At 59.0% G+C, this 17093-nt stretch carries 17 protein-coding genes; 12 read left to right on the top strand and 5 right to left on the bottom strand.

What is annotated here, in order from left to right; all coding sequences use genetic code 11:
* The first annotated feature begins 57 nt into the window (after positions 1 to 57).
* The 8 genes from AB7M25_RS00460 (at position 58) to AB7M25_RS00425 (ending at position 9043) form a co-directional block, all read left to right on the top strand.
* A complete protein-coding gene (locus tag AB7M25_RS00460) occupies positions 58 to 825 on the top strand; it encodes a TerC family protein (RefSeq protein ID WP_007969844.1) in 768 nt (255 codons plus the stop codon).
* 299 nt (positions 826 to 1124) lie between these two features.
* Positions 1125 to 2783 (top strand): Na/Pi cotransporter family protein, encoded by a 1659-nt coding sequence (locus AB7M25_RS00455; protein ID WP_454236873.1) that lies wholly within the window; start codon positions 1125 to 1127, stop codon positions 2781 to 2783.
* Between the two features lie 56 nt (positions 2784 to 2839).
* Positions 2840 to 4216: a M16 family metallopeptidase gene (locus AB7M25_RS00450; RefSeq protein WP_429386793.1), complete on the top strand. Its 1377-nt coding sequence runs from the start codon at positions 2840 to 2842 to the stop codon at positions 4214 to 4216.
* Between the two features lie 232 nt (positions 4217 to 4448).
* Positions 4449 to 5477, top strand: a complete 1029-nt coding sequence (locus AB7M25_RS00445) for a DUF5924 family protein (protein WP_454236872.1) — start codon at positions 4449 to 4451, stop codon at positions 5475 to 5477.
* A gap of 54 nt (positions 5478 to 5531) precedes the next feature.
* Positions 5532 to 6680, top strand: a complete 1149-nt coding sequence (locus tag AB7M25_RS00440) for an MlaE family lipid ABC transporter permease subunit (RefSeq protein ID WP_454236871.1) — start codon at positions 5532 to 5534, stop codon at positions 6678 to 6680.
* Entirely contained in the window at positions 6677 to 7480 is an 804-nt protein-coding gene (locus tag AB7M25_RS00435; RefSeq protein ID WP_104450393.1) for an ABC transporter ATP-binding protein, read from the top strand. Before AB7M25_RS00440 ends, AB7M25_RS00435 begins: the two co-directional genes overlap by 4 nt.
* Position 7481: 1 nt before the next feature.
* A complete protein-coding gene (locus AB7M25_RS00430; RefSeq protein WP_429386785.1) occupies positions 7482 to 8420 on the top strand; it encodes an MlaD family protein in 939 nt (312 codons plus the stop codon).
* Complete coding sequence (locus AB7M25_RS00425; RefSeq protein ID WP_454236870.1) at positions 8417 to 9043, top strand: ABC-type transport auxiliary lipoprotein family protein; 627 nt, start codon at positions 8417 to 8419, stop codon at positions 9041 to 9043. Before AB7M25_RS00430 ends, AB7M25_RS00425 begins: the two co-directional genes overlap by 4 nt.
* Positions 9044 to 9160: 117 nt before the next feature.
* On the opposite strand, the gene AB7M25_RS00420 is transcribed toward AB7M25_RS00425, so the two are convergent.
* Positions 9161 to 9808 carry an HAD family hydrolase gene (locus AB7M25_RS00420; protein WP_454236869.1) on the bottom strand — a complete coding sequence of 216 codons (648 nt, stop codon included), beginning with the start codon at positions 9806 to 9808 and terminating at the stop codon, positions 9161 to 9163.
* A gap of 26 nt (positions 9809 to 9834) precedes the next feature.
* Positions 9835 to 10380, bottom strand: a complete 546-nt coding sequence (locus AB7M25_RS00415) for a gamma carbonic anhydrase family protein (protein WP_056726737.1) — start codon at positions 10378 to 10380, stop codon at positions 9835 to 9837.
* Positions 10381 to 10468: 88 nt separating this feature from the next.
* Between AB7M25_RS00415 and prlC the strand changes: the two genes are divergently transcribed.
* Positions 10469 to 12520 (top strand): oligopeptidase A, encoded by a 2052-nt coding sequence (gene prlC, locus AB7M25_RS00410; RefSeq protein WP_429386779.1) that lies wholly within the window; start codon positions 10469 to 10471, stop codon positions 12518 to 12520.
* Complete coding sequence (locus AB7M25_RS00405; protein WP_007969831.1) at positions 12517 to 12804, top strand: YheV family putative zinc ribbon protein; 288 nt, start codon at positions 12517 to 12519, stop codon at positions 12802 to 12804. Before prlC ends, AB7M25_RS00405 begins: the two co-directional genes overlap by 4 nt.
* 218 nt (positions 12805 to 13022) lie before the next feature.
* On the opposite strand, the gene AB7M25_RS00400 is transcribed toward AB7M25_RS00405, so the two are convergent.
* From AB7M25_RS00400 to AB7M25_RS00390, 3 genes are all read right to left on the bottom strand, one after another.
* A complete protein-coding gene (locus tag AB7M25_RS00400) occupies positions 13023 to 13667 on the bottom strand; it encodes a phosphatase domain-containing protein (RefSeq protein ID WP_429386774.1) in 645 nt (214 codons plus the stop codon).
* A 149-nt stretch (positions 13668 to 13816) separates the two neighbouring features.
* On the bottom strand, positions 13817 to 14374 hold the full coding sequence (locus AB7M25_RS00395; RefSeq protein WP_454236868.1) for a hypothetical protein: 558 nt from the start codon (positions 14372 to 14374) through the stop codon (positions 13817 to 13819).
* Between the two features lie 96 nt (positions 14375 to 14470).
* Positions 14471 to 14770, bottom strand: a complete 300-nt coding sequence (locus tag AB7M25_RS00390) for a hypothetical protein (RefSeq protein WP_429386768.1) — start codon at positions 14768 to 14770, stop codon at positions 14471 to 14473.
* A 238-nt stretch (positions 14771 to 15008) separates the two neighbouring features.
* Here AB7M25_RS00390 and AB7M25_RS00385 point away from each other — a divergent pair, with 238 nt between their 5' ends.
* Positions 15009 to 16067 (top strand): PA0069 family radical SAM protein, encoded by a 1059-nt coding sequence (locus tag AB7M25_RS00385; RefSeq protein WP_429386765.1) that lies wholly within the window; start codon positions 15009 to 15011, stop codon positions 16065 to 16067.
* Positions 16068 to 16311: 244 nt separating this feature from the next.
* A complete protein-coding gene (locus tag AB7M25_RS00380) occupies positions 16312 to 17043 on the top strand; it encodes a carbonic anhydrase (protein WP_007969824.1) in 732 nt (243 codons plus the stop codon).
* The last annotated feature ends 50 nt before the right edge of the window (positions 17044 to 17093 follow it).

Here is a 17093-nt window from a genome sequence, read left to right as displayed (position 1 = left end):
CTTCGCTGTTTGAAGCCCGGGCCCTTTGTGGTTTAACAATCGCTCAAAGGAATACACATGGAATGGCTGACCAACCCTGAAATCTGGGTTGCCTTCTTTACCCTGACCGCCCTGGAAATCGTTCTGGGCATCGATAACATCATCATGATTTCGATCCTGGTCAGCCGCATGCCCAAACATATGCAGGCGCGCACCCGGATTTTCGGTCTGGCGCTGGCCATGATCACGCGAATCCTGCTCCTGCTGTCGATCACCTGGGTCATGCGCCTCACCGCCGACCTGTTCGTCGTGTTCGGCCAGGGCATCTCCGGACGTGACCTGATCCTGTTCTTCGGTGGTCTGTTCCTGCTGTGGAAGAGCTCGCAAGAGATGTACCACGCCCTGGAAGGTGAAGACGAAACCAACGAAGAGCCTTCGGGCAAGGGCGGCAACTTCCTCTACACCATCATCCAGATCGCGATCATCGACATCGTGTTCTCGCTGGACTCGGTCATCACCGCGGTCGGCATGGTCTCCCACGTACCGGTCATGGTCGCGGCGATCATCGTGGCGGTGTTGGTGATGATGTGGGCTTCCGGCACCATCAGCGAGTTCATCGACAAGCACCCGTCGCTGAAGATGCTGGCGCTGTCGTTCCTGTTGATCGTCGGTACCGTGCTGATTGCCGAATCCCTGGACGTGCACGTGCCAAAAGGCTACGTCTACTTCGCCATGGCGTTCTCGCTGGCGGTGGAAGCGATCAACATCAAGATGCGCACGGCCATCGCGAAAAAGAAGAAACAGCAGGATCCGGTAAAGCTGCGCAAGGACATTCCGGGTCAGTAACCCTGTAGGAGCGAGCTTGCTCGCGATGGACTCGAGCGCGCCGCGTTAACCTCGTAAACACGCGTTTTCGTTAACGACCATCGCGAGCAAGCTTGCTCCTACATAAAATCGGGGCCTTCGGGCCCCTTTTTCATGCCTGCATGAATCGGATTTCATGACAGTTTTGTTTCAATCCCTTCTTTGGCTGTGCGATGCTGGCGCGCAGACCGTTAGCCAACTACAGCTTAAGTACAGAACGTAGAACGTCGCGCGGTACCGTCAATTTGCTCCTTTGGGGCGCTACACCACAGGGGGTCATTATGCTCACCCTGCTCAATTTGCTTTCCGCCGTGGCCCTGCTGATCTGGGGCACGCACATCGTCCGAACCGGCATCCTGCGGGTCTACGGCACCAATTTGCGCCATGTCATCAGCCATAACATGGCCAACCGCTGGCTGGCTTTCGCCTCCGGGATCGCCGTTACGGCGATGGTCCAGAGCAGCAACGCCACTGCCATGCTTGTCACCTCCTTTGTCGGCCAGGGCCTGATGGCGCTGACCCCGGCGCTGGCCACCATGCTTGGTGCGGACGTCGGTACGGCGCTGATGGCACGGGTGCTGACGTTCGATCTGTCGTGGCTGTCGCCATTGCTGATTTTTGTCGGGGTGATTTTCTTTCTGTCGCGCAAACAGACCCGGCTCGGGCAGTTGGGCCGTGTTGCCATTGGCTTGGGGTTGATCATTCTGGCGTTGCAACTGATTGTCGAGGCAGCGCATCCGATTACCCACGCCAAAGGAGTGAAGGTGATTTTCGCCTCGCTCACCGGCGACATCCTGCTCGATGCCCTGGTCGGGGCGCTGTTCGCGATGATTTCCTATTCCAGCCTGGCCGCCGTGCTGCTGACCGCGACCCTGGCGGGTGCCAGTGTGATCAGCCTGCCGGTGGCCATCGGGCTGGTGATCGGCGCCAATATCGGCAGCGGCATACTCGCCTTCCTCAGCACCAGCATGCAGAACGCCGCCGGACGCCAAGTGGCGCTGGGCAGCCTGCTGTACAAACTGGTTGGTCTGTTATTGATCATTCCGGTGCTCGACCCGTTGGTGCACTGGCTCGATGGCCTGGATTTCAGCCCTCAGGAAATGGTCATTGGTTTTCACCTGCTCTACAACACCGTGCGCTGCCTGATCCTGTTGCCCAGCCTCAAACCGATGGCCAGGTTTTGCGCCTGGGTGCTGCCGGAGCGCCCGCTGGCCAACGGCACTGCCAAGCCCCGGCATCTTGACCCCACGGCCTTGGTCACACCGGGTCTGGCGCTGGCCAACGCAGCCCGGGAAACCTTGCGCATGGGCGACCTGATCGACAACATGCTCGAAGCCATGCTCGACGTGTTGCGTGGCAAGCAAACCGCCGTCACCCAGGAAGTCCGCCGCCTGTGCGACGATGTCGAAGCGCTCTACAGCGCGATCAAGTTGTACCTGGCGCAAATGCCCCGGGAAGACCTCAGCGATCAGGACAGCCGGCGCTGGGCGGAAATCATTGAGCTGGCGATCAACCTGAAACTCGCCAGCGACTTGATCGAACGTATGCTGCGCAAGATTCAGCAGCAGAAAACCTCGCAACGCCGGTCGTTTTCCGAAGTCGGGCTGGACGAACTGACCGGACTGCACACGCAGTTGATTTCCAGCCTGCGGCTCGGGATGTCGGTGTTTCTCAGTGGTGACCCGGAAAGTGCGCGCCAACTGGTGCGTGAAAAACGTCGTTTCCGCGCACAGGAACGGCGCCTGGCCCACGCTCATGTCAGCCGCTTGCAACGTAAAATCGTGCAAAGTATCGAAACCAGCTCGTTGCACCTGGAGCTGATCGCTGACATGAAGCGTCTGAATTCGCTGTTTTGCAGCAGTGCCTACGTGGTGCTGGAAACATCGGACACCGGTGCGCTGGTGGTCGACGATTTGAGCGACACCACTCATTCACCCTGAACGTCCACAGTCGCCTGAAGTCTGTTGAACTTACGCTGGTCGTATGGAAGCTTGTTATGCGTTGTCTGTTGTTCGCCTGCCTGTTGCTTGGTTCACTCCCGTCATTCGCCCTGGATCGCTTTCAGGTCGAGGGCTACACGCTGCGCAATGGTTTGCAGTTGCTGCTCAAACCCGGCACTGATCGCGGGCATGTGGCAATCCGGCTGGTGGTCGGCGTTGGCCTGGACGATTTCGGCTGCGAAGAAAAGGAACTGCCGCATCTGCTGGAGCACCTGCTGTTCAGCGGGATCGACGCCAGTGGCGAAGGTGGCCTGGAGGAGCGCATGCAGGCCTTGGGCGGTGAGTGGAATGCCTTCACCAGCAATGCCGATACGACTTTCGTCATCGAGGCTCCGGCGAAAAACCAGCGCAAGGTACTCGACCTGTTGCTGGCGCTGTTGACCCAGACCCGCTTCGACGACAGCGCCATCAACGCGGCCAAGCAAGTGGTCGAGCGTGAAGATGGCGGTCACTACTCGCACCTGCAGCGCTGGCTCGATCGCCAGGACCTCGGCCACACGGCCAGCAACCAGCTGGCCGTCGAGTTGGGCCTCAAATGCCCGGAGCGTGCGCAAGTCGATGACTTGACCCGTGAACAACTGGAGCAGGTGCGCAAGGACTGGTATGCGCCGAACAACATGACCCTGATTGTGGTCGGCGACCTCGACAAGTTGCTGCCAGCCTATCTGGAACGGGCCTATGGCGCGTTGGAAGCGATCACCCCCGGCGAGCATCCGCCGCTGCCGCAAATCCAGGCCAGCGCCGCCCATGAGCGCACCTTGCCCCACGGTCTGGTCGGCAACGGCGCCAAGTTGCACTGGTTGGTGCCGGAGCCGGTGCTGGAAGATGGGCACGACCAAACCTTCGATTTACTCAAGGACTATCTGGATTGGGCGCTCTATCGCCAGCTGCGCCTGGCTCATGGTTTGTCTTACGGCCCGTGGGCGGAACGCGAAGTGTTCGGCGGCGTGGGTTTCATGAGCCTCAATGCCGACCTTGAACGCGACGACGTGCCCGAGGCCGAACAAATGCTCGATGACTTGAAGGCCGGACTGCTCAGGGACGGCCTCAATGCCGACACCTTCAACCGCCTGAAGCAGGCCGCGATTGCCCGCCAGGCCTGGGCCGTACAAGGCAACAGTGCGTTGGCCGACTACTACTGGAGCGCCATCGGCGACTACGAGGACGGCCGTTTCACCAACCCGGCCAGGGAGCTGCAGGGGGTGACGCTGGAAGAGGCGAACAAGGCGGTGCGTGAACTGCTGTTGCAGCCGGGGTATTTGCGGATCGAGAAGCCGTTGTTCAGTTATGACCAGTTGATGTGGTTGGTGGTTGGTGGGGCGGGCTTGATCGTGTTGATGCTGGTGGGCTGGCGTTTGCATCGCAGGAAGTAATCATTCTGTTTGGCAAGAAAACTCCCTGTGGGAAACACAATCCCCCTGTGGGAGCGAGCTTGCTCGCGATGAGGCCATGTCATTCAACATCAAAGTTGACTGATCCGCCGCCATCGCGAGCAAGCTCGCTCCCACAGGTTGCGTGGTGCAACTGACCCCAAACTCTCGCCACAGGGCCGCACCAGCGGTACCCTGTCGAGGTTTTTTCCTACAACCACTGTGAACCCGCCGAATGCAAAACCTGACCCGTTTCGTACAGCGCATCCTCGAATTGATGAAGCGCTACCCTGGGGTCATTGCGCTCGCAGGTTTCATCTCCGGGGTAGGCAGTTTCATCCTGGTCGATCGCCAGCAAGGCCTGGCGAGCTGGATCACCACCATCATGCTGATCAGCTGGATCTGGTTGATGCTGGAGAACAGCCTGACCAAGCTGTTCGCGCGCATCTTCAAGCGCGAAATCCCGGAACCCTTGCTGCGTTACGCAACGCAGATGATCCATCAGGAAAGCCTGTTTTTTGTCCTGCCGTTCTTCTTCATCACCACGACGTGGAACAGCGGCCAGTTGTTTTTCACGGGACTGCTGGGCATCGCGGCACTGATTTCGATCATCGACCCGCTGTACTACAAGTGGCTGGCGCCACGGCGCTGGGCATTTCTGGCCCTGCACACCCTGACCCTGTTCGCTGCGCTGCTCACCGCGTTGCCGGTGATCATGCACCTGACCACCGCGCAAAGTTTCAAATGGGCACTGGGTATCTCGGTACTGCTGTCGTTCCCGAGCCTGGCGTCGATCTTCCCGATTCGCACCCTGCGCAGTGCGCTGGCGATTTTGAGTATCACTCTGGGCATTGGCGCCGTCGGGTGGGAGCTGCGCTCGTGGGTGCCGCCGGCGACGCTGTGGATGACCGATGTGGCCATCAGTACGCAAATGCAGGACCGCACGCCTGGCGCCAGCCTCGAGGAAGTCAGCGCCGAGCAGATCCGCAATGGCGGGCTTTATGCCTACACCGCGATCAATGCCCCGCGTGGCCTGGACGAGCGGATTTATCATGTCTGGCAGTTCAACGGTAAAGAGGTCGACCGCATTCCGCTGGATATTCACGGCGGGCGCAAGGAAGGCTACCGGGCCTGGACCCACAAGGAGAATTTCCCGGGCAACCCGGCCGGTAAATGGCAGGTCCGGGTGTTGACCGAAGATGGCCAGGTCATCGGCGTGCTGCGTTTCAACGTCAAGGACAGCACAGCGATCAAAGAAAAGTAGTGCGGTTCGTGCTATTACGTAGAGCTGCCTAATCACTGAACAAGCACGGAGCTTATGATCAGCAGCACGATGGCCGGCAACGCCCGATTGGACACGTCGCTCACCCCTGCACGGTTGCGGGTGACGGGCGACTGGACGCTCGCCCATTACGCGGATCTCAAGCTGTTGAGCGAAAAACTCCACGGCCAATACGACGCCAACACCCCCATCGACCTCAATGGTCTCGGCGCCCTCGACACCGCCGGCGCCTCGCTGTTGGTCGAGCTGCTCGGCTCCGAGCGCCTCGGTCGCTCCGCCGAACATCCTGATTGCACACTCTCCGCCGCCGATCGGGCGTTGCTGCAAACCGTCTACTGCTCGTTGACCGATTTCTGCGTACCGATCAAGGAACCGGAAGTCAGCGTTTCCATTCAGTTGCTGACCCGCATTGGTCGGGCGGTGGACACCGTCTGGCAGGACACCCTGCAACTGCTGGGTTTCGTTGGCCTGATCATCGAAACCATCGTCCGCGGCCTGTTCCGTCCCAAGCGCTGGCGCGTCACGCCGATGATCGCCCACATCGAACAGACCGGTCTCGACGCCGCGCCCATCGTTGCGTTGCTGACTTTTCTGGTAGGCGCCGTCGTGGCGTTCCTCGGGTCGACGGTGTTGGCCACCTTCGGCGCCACGGTCTTCACCGTGGACCTGGTGGGGTTTGCCTTCCTGCGCGAATTCGGTGTGTTGCTGACCGCAATCCTGATGGCCGGGCGCACCGCCAGTGCGTTCACGGCGCAAATCGGTTCGATGAAGGCCAACGAGGAAATCGACGCCATCCGCACCCTGGGCCTCGACCCCGTGGAGTTGCTGGTGGTGCCGCGGGTCCTGGCGTTGCTGATCGCACTGCCGATGCTGACCTTCCTGGCGATGCTGTCGGGGATTATCGGCGGTGCCGTAGTCTGCGCGGTGGCACTGGATATCTCGCCGGCGATGTTCCTGTCGCTGCTGCAAACGGACATCGGCGTTCAGCACTTTCTGGTGGGGATCGTCAAAGCGCCAGTGTTCGCCTTCCTCATCGCCGCCATCGGTTGCCTTGAAGGCTTCAAGGTCAGTGGTAGCGCCGAGTCTGTGGGCGCGCACACCACGTCGAGTGTGGTGCAGTCGATTTTCGTGGTGATCGTGATGGATGCGGTCGCCGCGATGTTTTTCATGGAGATGGGTTGGTGAGTCGTATCCCCAGAGCGCCCTCCGAGGCGGTGATTGAAGTCCGTGGACTGTGCAACCGCTTTGGAAGCCAGAGCGTGCACGAGAACCTCGACCTGGACTTGTACAAGGGCGAGATTCTCGCCGTGGTCGGCGGCTCCGGCAGCGGCAAATCGGTGTTGCTGCGCAGCATTGTCGGGCTGCGCGAGCCCAGCGAAGGGGTGGTGAAAGTCTTCGGCAAGAACCTGCCAACCCTGTCCGAGCACGAGCGCTCGCTGGTGGAACGGCGATTCGGCGTGCTGTTTCAGAAAGGCGCGCTGTTCTCTTCGCTGACCGTGACCGAGAATGTTGCCCTGCCGCTGATCGAGCACGCCGGCTTGAGCCGCAGCGACGCCGAGCATCTGGCGGCGGTGAAAATGGCCCTGGCCGGGTTGCCGCTGTCGGCGGCGGAGAAGTACCCCGCGTCGCTGTCCGGCGGCATGATCAAGCGTGCCGCGCTGGCCCGGGCATTGGCGCTGGACCCGGATATCCTGTTTCTCGACGAGCCCACCGCCGGTCTCGACCCGATCGGCGCTGCCGCGTTCGACCAATTGATCCTGACCCTGCGCGATGCCTTGGGCCTGAGTGTCTTTCTGGTGACCCACGACCTCGACACGCTCTACACCATCACCGACCGGGTGGCGGTGCTGGCGCAGAAAAAGGTGCTGGTGGCGGACGCCATCGACAAGGTCTCGGAAACCAACGATCCGTGGATTCACGAATACTTCCATGGCCCTCGCGGCCGCGCGGCGTTGACGGCCGCCCAACAGCTCAACGAGGTCTGACATGGAAACCCGAGCCCATCATGTATTGATCGGCCTGTTCACCGTGATTGTGGTGACGGCCGCGCTGTTGTTCGGCCTGTGGCTGGCCAAGTCCAGTGTCGACACCGAGTTCAAGGACTACGAGGTCGTATTCAACGAGGCGGTCAGCGGTTTGTCCAAGGGCAGTTCGGTGCAGTACAGCGGGATCAAGGTCGGCGATGTGATCTCGCTGCGCCTGGACCCGAAAGACCCGCGCCGAGTGTTGGCACGAATTCGCCTGGCCGGCGATACCCCGGTCAAGGAAGACACCCAGGCCAAACTGGCCCTGACCGGCGTCACCGGAACCTCGATCATCCAGCTCAGCGGCGGTACGCCACAGAGTCCGACGCTCAAGGGCAAGGACGGTAACTTGCCGACCATTGTCGCCTCGCCCTCGCCTATCGCCCGCCTGCTCAATGACAGCGAAGACCTGATGGCCGGGGTGAGCACGCTGATGCACAACGCCAACCTGATGTTCTCCACGGAAAACATCGAGCGCATCAGCAACACCCTGGAGCATCTGGAGCAAACCACCGGCACCATCGCCGATCAGCGCGGTGATATCCGCCAGGCCATGCAGCAACTGGCCTCGGTGGGCAAGCAGGCCAACAACATGCTGGAGCAGACCACGACGCTGATGCGCAATGCCAACGGGCTGCTCAACGAGCATGGCAAGGAAGCGCTGGGCAGCGCCGAGCAGGCGATGAAGTCGCTGCAGGAAAGCAGCGCCACCCTCAACACACTGATCAGCGCCAATCAGGCTTCGCTCAACAGTGGCATGCAAGGCCTCAATGGCCTGGGCCCGGCTGTGCGCGAGATGCGCGAAACCCTGTCCTCATTGCGCGTCATTACCAAACGTCTGGAGGCCGACCCCAGCGGTTACCTGCTGGGCAGTGACAAGACCAAGGAATTCACGCCATGAAGCTGATTCGGATTGCCCTCCTCGCTGGCTTCACGCTGATCGGTTCGTGCTCGATCCTGCCCAAGCCAGAGATTTTCGAGGTCTATCGATTGCCCTCAGCCCAGAGCAGCACGCCGGCCAGCCATGGCACGCCGCAGCATTGGTCGCTGCGCCTGACCAAGTTCCAGTCCAGTGAAGCGTTGAACAGTCCGAACATTGCAGTCATTCCTCAGGGCGACGTGATCAGCCACTACAAGGGCTCGCGCTGGAGCGACCCGGCACCGGTGCTGGTGCGCAATCGCCTGCTGCAAGGTTTCCAGCATGACGGACGGGTGATACTGCTGAGCACCGATGACAGCATTTTCCAGACCGATCTTGAATTGGGCGGCAGCCTGCAGGCGTTCCAGACTGAGTACCAGGGTCCGAATGCCAGCGTGGTCGTACGTCTGGATGCATTGCTGGTGCGCAGTTACGACCAGCGCATCCTCGCCAGCCGCCGCTTTGAAGTGCGCCAGCCGGTGAGCAATGTGCAGGTCCCGGCGGTGGTGGTCGGGTTCGGTCAGGCGAATGATCAGTTGACCACGCAAGTGGTGGATTGGGCGGTGGAGCAAGGACAGAAACTCGCGCCGCCACCTCGACCATGAAGGCCTGCGCAATTCCTTTGTAGGAGCGAGCCTGCTCGCGAAAAACCTGAGAGCGCCGCGGGGCATCAGGCTTCCAGCGTTATCGTTCACGACCATCGCGAGCAGGGAGACGTCGTATCAGTGCAAAAACGCCTGATGCAACTCAGCCAGCGTTTCAAAGTGATACGCCGGCGCTTCGGCGCTCAGTTCTTCGTGGCTGCCGAACCCGTAACCCACCGCTGCTGCGTCCAGGCCGTTGCTGCGCGCGCCGATGAGGTCGTGCTTGCGGTCGCCGATCATCAGGGTATTGGTCGGGTCCAGCTTTTCTTCGGCCATCAGGTGAGCAATTAGCTCGACCTTGTTGGTCCGGGTGCCATCCAGTTCGCTGCCGTAAATCACCTTGAAGTGTTTGGCAAAGTCGAAATGCCGGGCGATTTCACGGGCGAACACCCAGGGTTTCGAGGTCGCGATGTACAGCTGCCGGCCTTGTCCGCTCAGGGTTTCCAGTAGCGGCGTGACGCCGTCAAACACACGGTTCTCGTAGAGTCCGGTGACCTTGAAGCGCTCGCGGTAGAAATTCACCGCCTCCCACGCCCTGGCTTCATCGAAGTCGTAGAACTGCATGAAGGCCTGCAACAGTGGCGGGCCGATGAAGTGTTCGAGTTTGCCCAGATCCGGCTCATCGATACCCAGTTTGCCCAGGGCGAACTGGATCGAACGGGTGATGCCCTCGCGCGGGTCGGTCAGGGTGCCATCGAGGTCGAACAAAACGGTTTGGTAATGCATGTTGAGTCCTGAATAAGGGGGCCGGGTCAAAGCTGGTCGTAACCTTCGGCCAGATGCAGGTCCTTGAGCTTCACGTAGTTCGCCGCGCTGTAGGTGAAAAAGGCGCGTTCCTTGTCCGTCAGCGGGCGGATCTGCTTCACCGGGCTGCCCACATACAGGAAGCCGCTTTGCAGATGCTTGCCCGGTGGCACCAGGCTGCCGGCACCGATGATCACGTCATCGTCGACCACCGCACCGTCCATGACGATGCTGCCCATGCCGATCAACACCCGACTGCCCACCGAACAGCCATGCAGCATGACCTTGTGGGCGATGGTCACGTCATCGCCGATCAGCAACGGAAAGCCATCAGGGTTGAACGGGCCGGCGTGAGTGATGTGCAACACACAACCATCCTGCACGCTGGTGCGCGCGCCGATGCGGATGCGGTGCATGTCGCCACGGATCACCGTCAGCGGCCAGACCGAGCTGTCTTCGCCGATTTCGACGTCGCCGATCACCACCGCCGAGCCATCGACAAAAGCGCCTTTACCCAGCAGCGGCGTGTGGTTCTGATACTTGCGAAGGTTCACGATAGGGTTTCTCTCTGTTGCTGATAGCTGCGGTGAACGTCGATTGTAATTAAGATGGCTACATGTTTCTCCAGCCAAGGTATCAACCGTGAGCGTGAACAACCCTCTTTTGCAGTCCTATGACCTGCCGCCGTTCTCCGCCATCCGCGCCGAACACGTACGACCGGCCATTGAACAGATCCTGGCTGACAACCGCGCCGCCATCGTCGAGATCCTCAAGACCCAGGCCAAGCAGCCAACGTGGGCCGGCCTGGTGCTGGCGATGGACGAACTCAACGACCGCCTGGGTGCCGCCTGGAGCCCGGTCAGCCACCTCAATGCCGTGTGCAACAGCGCCGAACTGCGTGAAGCCTACGAGTCGTGCCTGCCTGCCCTGAGCGCCTACTCCACCGAAATGGGCCAGAACCGCGAGCTGTTCCAGGCCTTCGAAGCTCTGTCCAGCAGTCCTGAAGCCGCCGGTTTCGACGTGGCGCAGAAAACTATCCTGGAACACTCCCTGCGTGACTTCCGTCTGTCGGGTATCGACCTGCCGGAAGCCGAGCAGAAACGTTACGCCGAAGTGCAGAGCAAGCTGTCGGAACTGGGCAGTCGTTTCTCCAACCAGTTGCTCGATGCCACTCAGGCGTGGACCAAGCACGTCACCGATGAAGCCGCCCTCGCCGGCCTGACCGATTCGGCCAAGGCGCAAATGGCTGCCGCGGCACAGGCCAAGGACCTGGACGGCTGGCTGATCACCCTGGAATTCCCGAGCTATTACGCGGTGATGACCTATGCCCAGGACCGTGCACTGCGCGAAGAAGTCTACGCGGCTTACTGCACCCGTGCGTCGGACCAGGGGCCGAATGCTGGCCAGAACGACAACGGCCCGGTCATGGAAGAAATCCTCGACCTGCGCCAGGAGTTGGCAAAGCTGTTGGGTTTCAGCAGTTTCTCCGAGCTGAGCCTGGCGACCAAAATGGCTGAGTCCAGCGATCAGGTGCTGAGCTTCCTGCGCGACCTGGCCAAGCGCAGCAAGCCGTTCGCCGCTCAGGATCTGGAACAGCTCAAGGCCTACGCTGCCGAGCAAGGTTGCCCGGACCTGCAAAGCTGGGACAGCGGTTTCTACGGCGAAAAACTCCGTGAACAACGTTACAGCGTTGCTCAGGAAGCCCTGCGTGCCTACTTCCCGATCGACAAGGTGCTCAGCGGCCTGTTCGCCATCGTCCAGCGCCTGTACGGCATCGAGATTACCGAACTCAAAGGCTTCGACACCTGGCACCCGGATGTGCGCCTGTTCGAAATCAAGGAAAACGGCCAGCACGTCGGCCGCTTCTTCTTCGACCTCTATGCTCGCGCCAACAAGCGCGGTGGTGCCTGGATGGATGGCGCCCGCGACCGTCGCCGCACGGCTGGCGGCGTGCTGCAAAGCCCGGTGGCGAACCTGGTGTGCAACTTCACCCCGGCTGACAGCGGTAAACCTGCGCTGCTGACCCACGATGAAGTCACTACCCTGTTCCATGAATTCGGTCACGGCCTGCATCACCTGCTGACCCGCGTCGAGCATGCTGGTGTGTCCGGCATCAACGGTGTGGCCTGGGATGCTGTCGAACTGCCAAGTCAGTTCATGGAAAACTGGTGCTGGGAGCCGGAAGGCCTGGCGCTGATTTCCGGTCATTACGAAACCGGCGAGCCACTGCCTCAGGACTTGCTCGGGAAAATGCTCGCGGCGAAAAACTTCCAGTCCGGCCTGATGATGGTCCGCCAACTGGAGTTCTCGCTGTTCGACTTCGAACTGCACGCGACTCATGGCGACGGCCGCAGTGTGCTGCAAGTGCTCGAAGGCGTGCGGGACGAGGTCTCGGTGATGCGTCCGCCGGCCTACAACCGCTTCCCCAATAGTTTTGCGCACATCTTCGCTGGCGGTTATGCCGCGGGTTACTACAGCTACAAATGGGCTGAAGTGCTCTCGGCCGATGCGTTCTCGAAGTTCGAAGAAGAAGGCGTGCTCAACGCCGACACCGGCCGTGCCTTCCGCGAAGCGATCCTGGCCCGTGGCGGTTCCCAGGAGCCGATGGTGCTGTTCGTCGACTTCCGTGGCCGTGAGCCATCGATTGACGCACTCTTGCGCCACAGCGGCCTGAGTGAGGACGCGGCAGCATGAGTGAGGGACCTGTGATTACGAAAAAACGCTTTATCGCCGGGGCAGTCTGCCCGGCATGCAGCGAGCCGGACAAGTTGATGATGTGGAACGAAGACCAGGTCCCGCACCGGGAGTGCGTGGCCTGCGGTTACTCCGACACACTCAATGAGCAAGGACTGTCGGTACCCAAGGAGCTTGGCACGCGGGTCAACACCACCGCACCCAAAGCCCCGGACACCAAGGTTCAGGCGGTTCAGTTCTTCCCGAATCCGAAGCTGAAGAAAAAGCCCGACGAGCAGCACTGAGTGAAAAAGCCCCCATTGCGTCATGCAACGGGGGCTTTTTTGGGTTCTTTCACTGGTTTGGACTCGGACGCGGTCTTTTGTAGGAGCTGGCTTGCCAGCGATGGTCGCTAACGGTAACGCGTGTGAACTGGATAAACGCGGCGCACTTGAGCCCATCGCCGGCAATCGAGCGTCGACCGGCTGCTCCTACAGTTTCCCGGGATTGCGTGAAGAACTTTTTATTCGATATGAGCGGACTTGAACCAGCTCTTCATCGAGCACGCGGCGAACGGGCTGGTGCTGCAATCGCCATTGGCCAGCGCAGTGCGGAGCTTGTCGACATCCGCCTGCATCATGTAACGAATGCCATCCTTGAAGTGGGTGCTGTCACCAAAGCCACCACGAGTCATTTCGCTCAGCGCATCTTCCTTGCTCCATCCTTGCACCACCACCCGGTACATCGCCGCCATCAGCCCGGTGCGGTCAGAGCCGTGCTTGCAGTGCATCAACACCGGACCTTGGACTTCGGCGGTTTGAATGGTACGCAGGGCCTTGATGACATCCGCGTCATCGACATGATTGGTGCGATAGGGCAACTGCACCTGCACAATACCGGGCTTGGTTAACCAACTGGCGTCAGATTCAGGCAGGAAACTGATCACCGTCCCGACCTTGAGTTTTTCCAGCAACGGCACCACTCCGCTGTCGGGCAGCGCGCTGCGATAGAGTGTCGGGGACATTTGAAAGAGGTTGTATTGCACCTCGACCGGTTGAGCCCACTCTGCCGGACGGGACGACGCAGTGTCGTCAGCGAAGACCGGTGTCAGGTTGAGAAGTGCGACCACCGACAGGCACATCGCAGGGATAAAGCGCGGTAGGGACATGCTTGAGTGACCGTTCAGGGAGAGGGCTGGCAATTGGCATCCAGAATCGCCGTTGAGCGGTCAAAGCAGCGTGAGGGGGGTGTCAATGAATTGTGAAACGAGAATGGCAGCTGCATCACGTCGTCTCCCCGTCTTCGGCTTATACCGGCTTACAACTTCAATCTTAGAAATGCCTTGGCCAATTCTTCCAGTTCGGGAGTGTCACCGTAACTGGGAGCTGAAGATGGATAAATCCTCGTGATGACAAAATTCATACCTTGATCAAAAGATCTGGCGTTGATTAAGTAATTGAATGTCGGTCCCTCATCATCTTCTATATCCAGTACCTCCATCCGCACCCAGATTGTCTGAGGCGGAATAGGTGGAGTCGGTTTATCCGGATCAAAGATATCCACGAGGTCTTCTGGCCCCGAATACATGAAAATTCCATGATCAAAACCAATTATCGGTTGTCGAAAAAAGGCCAGGCCAAGTTGGGTTATGAGTTCTATGTCTTTCTCGTCGATATTGTTATCCGGCGTGACATTCATATTCGACCAAGGATCGAAGTCGAGATTGTATTCGTCAGCATCAGTACTAATATGCAATGTAAAGTTTGTGAAATTAACGCCAGCAGCACTCACTCTAACTATCTTTATAATTATTTCATTACTTTCTGAAGTTTCCACTCTTTGCAGATAAATACCCGTATGGCCTGGTATCCACATATCATTCCCCCGTTATACCTGAGCAGCGCATGGATACCATGCGCTGCAGTTTGTAGCCCGGTCATCAACACGTCGAAACCTTGGCGGTCACTTCCATCAAGGCTTGACGATATTTGCATACGCTTTGGCCAGCGCCAACAACTTTGCCTTGTCGTTGTGGTCGATGTCGCCATCGCCATCCACGTCTCGGGCAGTACCAATACTGAAAGATTGGCCACCGTCATAAGACGACGCGGTGTAAATCGTAGAGTCCAAAAGTTTCTCAGAAGGAGTGCCACTAGCATCCAGACTTGATTCTTTTAGAGCGAATTGCATGGAAACCAAGACTTCATCGGGGTCAACAATGGTAGGCCCAAGTTTTTGCAGAAAAATGCCACGACGATTGAAGTACGACATAATTAAATCCTTTTAAATGATATCCATATTTATTTTTTCAGCGACTCAGACAATACAGAACAATTTAACTTTCAGACTATTACTAATATGTAACCCCCAGTTGCGAAAGCTTTGAAGGTATTGAGCTTATCCACCCATGAATGGCTACATGTTGTTTAAGGAAAAAGGTGCCGAACGGCACTGGCACACCGATCTGTCTCGATATACTGTATGTGCATACAGCAATAAGGATTTCCCCATGCACACGCCATTGCCCCCGCGTGGCCGCGGCACCGCAACCAACCCGCACAACCGCTTTGCCCCCAGCCATTCGGTGGCGGAGGACGATGGCTGGTATCAGGAAGTGCCCGTCACCCAGGGCACCGAGGTGCGCATTGAAACGGCGAAAACCATCATTACCCGTAACACGTCGCCGGATTTGCCCTTCGATCGCTCGATCAATCCCTATCGCGGCTGCGAGCACGGTTGCATTTATTGCTATGCGCGCCCCAGCCATGCCTATTGGGACATGTCGCCCGGGCTGGATTTCGAGACAAAACTGATCGCCAAGACCAACGCCGTGGATGTGCTGGAGGAGCAGTTGTCCAAACGTGGCTATCAATGTGCACCGATCAACCTCGGCTCCAATACCGACCCGTATCAGCCGATCGAGCGCGAATACCAGATTACCCGCAAGACCCTTGAAGTGCTGCTGCGCTATCGGCACCCGGTGACCATCGTGACCAAGGGCTCGCTGATTCTTCGTGACCTGGACCTGCTGACCGAGCTCGCCAGCAAAAGACTGGTCGCGGTCATGATCAGCCTGACCACTCTGGACGACGAACTCAAGCGCATCCTTGAACCCCGCGCCGCAGCGCCCAAGGCGCGGTTGCGGGCCATCCGGGTGATGCGCGAGGCGGGTATCCCGGTTGGCGTTCTGTGTTCACCGATGATCCCGATGATCAATGACAGTGAACTCGAAAGTCTGCTAACCGAGGCCCATGCGGCCGGGGCGCAGAGTGCTGCTTACATGATGCTGCGCTTGCCGCTTGAAGTGGCGCCTCTGTTCGAGGAATGGTTGGCGACCCACTACCCTCAACGGGCGGCGCATGTGCTGAGCCTGATTCGCCAGAGCCGTGGCGGTGAACTCTACGACAGCCGCTTTGGTGCTCGAATGCGCGGCGAAGGTCCCTTCGCCGACCTGCTGGCACAGCGCTTTGCCAAAACCATCAAGCGCCTGGGGCTCAATCATCGGGAAGGCTTCGACCTGGACTGCAATGCCTTTTGTCCGCCCGGTCGCCAAATGTCGTTGATTTGAGGACAATTGGCCTATGGTTGAGTACTGAAGATCGCGCTCGTGCCTTAGGCTGGTCACGTTTTTTGTGACCTGGAACACGCATTCTAGAGCGTTTTATTCAGTTTCAATTAAGATTCGGCCGCTACCTTGTTCATCGAGTGACTGATGGGTCGAGATGTTTGGCCTGGATGTTTTTTAACCAGCCACTGGCTTCGCACCGGACCGCATGGGATGACTCCCTGAGCCCGCCAATGAGGATGAATTGATGAGTGACAAGGATAAACAGCCGTTGGCTGCGTCGGCTTCAGCCCAACCCGAGGCCGAAACCGCCGATGCAGCGTTGCAGCATATCGTTGACGGTTTTTTGCATTTTCATCATGAGATCTTTCCTCAGCAGGAAGAGCTCTTCAAGAAACTCGCCACGGCCCAGCGGCCACGAGCGATGTTTATCGCCTGCGCCGATTCGCGCATCGTTCCTGAATTAATCACACAAAGCTCCCCGGGCGATCTGTTCGTGACCCGTAACGTCGGCAACGTTGTGCCGCCTTACGGGCAAATGAACGGTGGTGTTTCCACGGCCATCGAGTACGCCGTACTGGCCCTGGGGGTGCATCACATCATCATCTGCGGGCATTCCGACTGCGGCGCCATGCGCGCGGTACTCAACCCGGACAGTCTGGAGAAAATGCCCACGGTCAAAGCCTGGCTGCGTCATGCCGAAGTGGCCAAGACCATGGTGCAGGAGAACTGCAACTGCTCTAACGAAAGCGAAAGCATGCACATCCTCACCGAGGAAAATGTGATCGCCCAATTGCAGCACCTGCGTACTCATCCGTCGGTTGCCTCGCGCATGGCCAACGGTCAGCTGTTTATCCACGGCTGGGTCTACAACATCGAAACCAGCGAAATCAAAGCGTACGACGCCGATCAAGGCTGTTTCCTGCCGCTCAATGGCAGCCTGCCAATTCCCGTGGCGACGCCCAAAGCGCGCTTCTAACTCCTCCTAAATCGTTGTGTGGTTTAGCCGAGGCTGCCGTTCAGGCAGCC

This window comes from Pseudomonas sp. AP3_22 TE3818 (assembly GCF_053628995.1).
Note: the sequence above shows the minus strand (reverse complement) of the source record. Positions and strands in the feature narration are given on the sequence as shown.

Bases quoted from the DNA above. Each gene is read 5' to 3' on its own strand.
- AB7M25_RS00400 (WP_429386774.1), bottom strand. From the start codon at position 13,667: ATGTCCCTACCGCGCTTTATCCCTGCGATGTGCCTGTCGGTGGTCGCA.
- AB7M25_RS00395 (WP_454236868.1), bottom strand. From the start codon at position 14,374: ATGTGGATACCAGGCCATACGGGTATTTATCTGCAAAGAGTGGAAACT.
- AB7M25_RS00385 (WP_429386765.1), top strand. From the start codon at position 15,009: ATGCACACGCCATTGCCCCCGCGTGGCCGCGGCACCGCAACCAACCCG.
- AB7M25_RS00450 (WP_429386793.1), top strand. From the start codon at position 2,840: ATGCGTTGTCTGTTGTTCGCCTGCCTGTTGCTTGGTTCACTCCCGTCA.
- AB7M25_RS00425 (WP_454236870.1), top strand. From the start codon at position 8,417: ATGAAGCTGATTCGGATTGCCCTCCTCGCTGGCTTCACGCTGATCGGT.
- AB7M25_RS00460 (WP_007969844.1), top strand. From the start codon at position 58: ATGGAATGGCTGACCAACCCTGAAATCTGGGTTGCCTTCTTTACCCTG.
- AB7M25_RS00445 (WP_454236872.1), top strand. From the start codon at position 4,449: ATGCAAAACCTGACCCGTTTCGTACAGCGCATCCTCGAATTGATGAAG.
- AB7M25_RS00405 (WP_007969831.1), top strand. From the start codon at position 12,517: ATGAGTGAGGGACCTGTGATTACGAAAAAACGCTTTATCGCCGGGGCA.
- AB7M25_RS00440 (WP_454236871.1), top strand. From the start codon at position 5,532: ATGATCAGCAGCACGATGGCCGGCAACGCCCGATTGGACACGTCGCTC.
- AB7M25_RS00380 (WP_007969824.1), top strand. From the start codon at position 16,312: ATGAGTGACAAGGATAAACAGCCGTTGGCTGCGTCGGCTTCAGCCCAA.
- AB7M25_RS00455 (WP_454236873.1), top strand. From the start codon at position 1,125: ATGCTCACCCTGCTCAATTTGCTTTCCGCCGTGGCCCTGCTGATCTGG.
- AB7M25_RS00430 (WP_429386785.1), top strand. From the start codon at position 7,482: ATGGAAACCCGAGCCCATCATGTATTGATCGGCCTGTTCACCGTGATT.
- AB7M25_RS00390 (WP_429386768.1), bottom strand. From the start codon at position 14,770: ATGTCGTACTTCAATCGTCGTGGCATTTTTCTGCAAAAACTTGGGCCT.
- AB7M25_RS00420 (WP_454236869.1), bottom strand. From the start codon at position 9,808: ATGCATTACCAAACCGTTTTGTTCGACCTCGATGGCACCCTGACCGAC.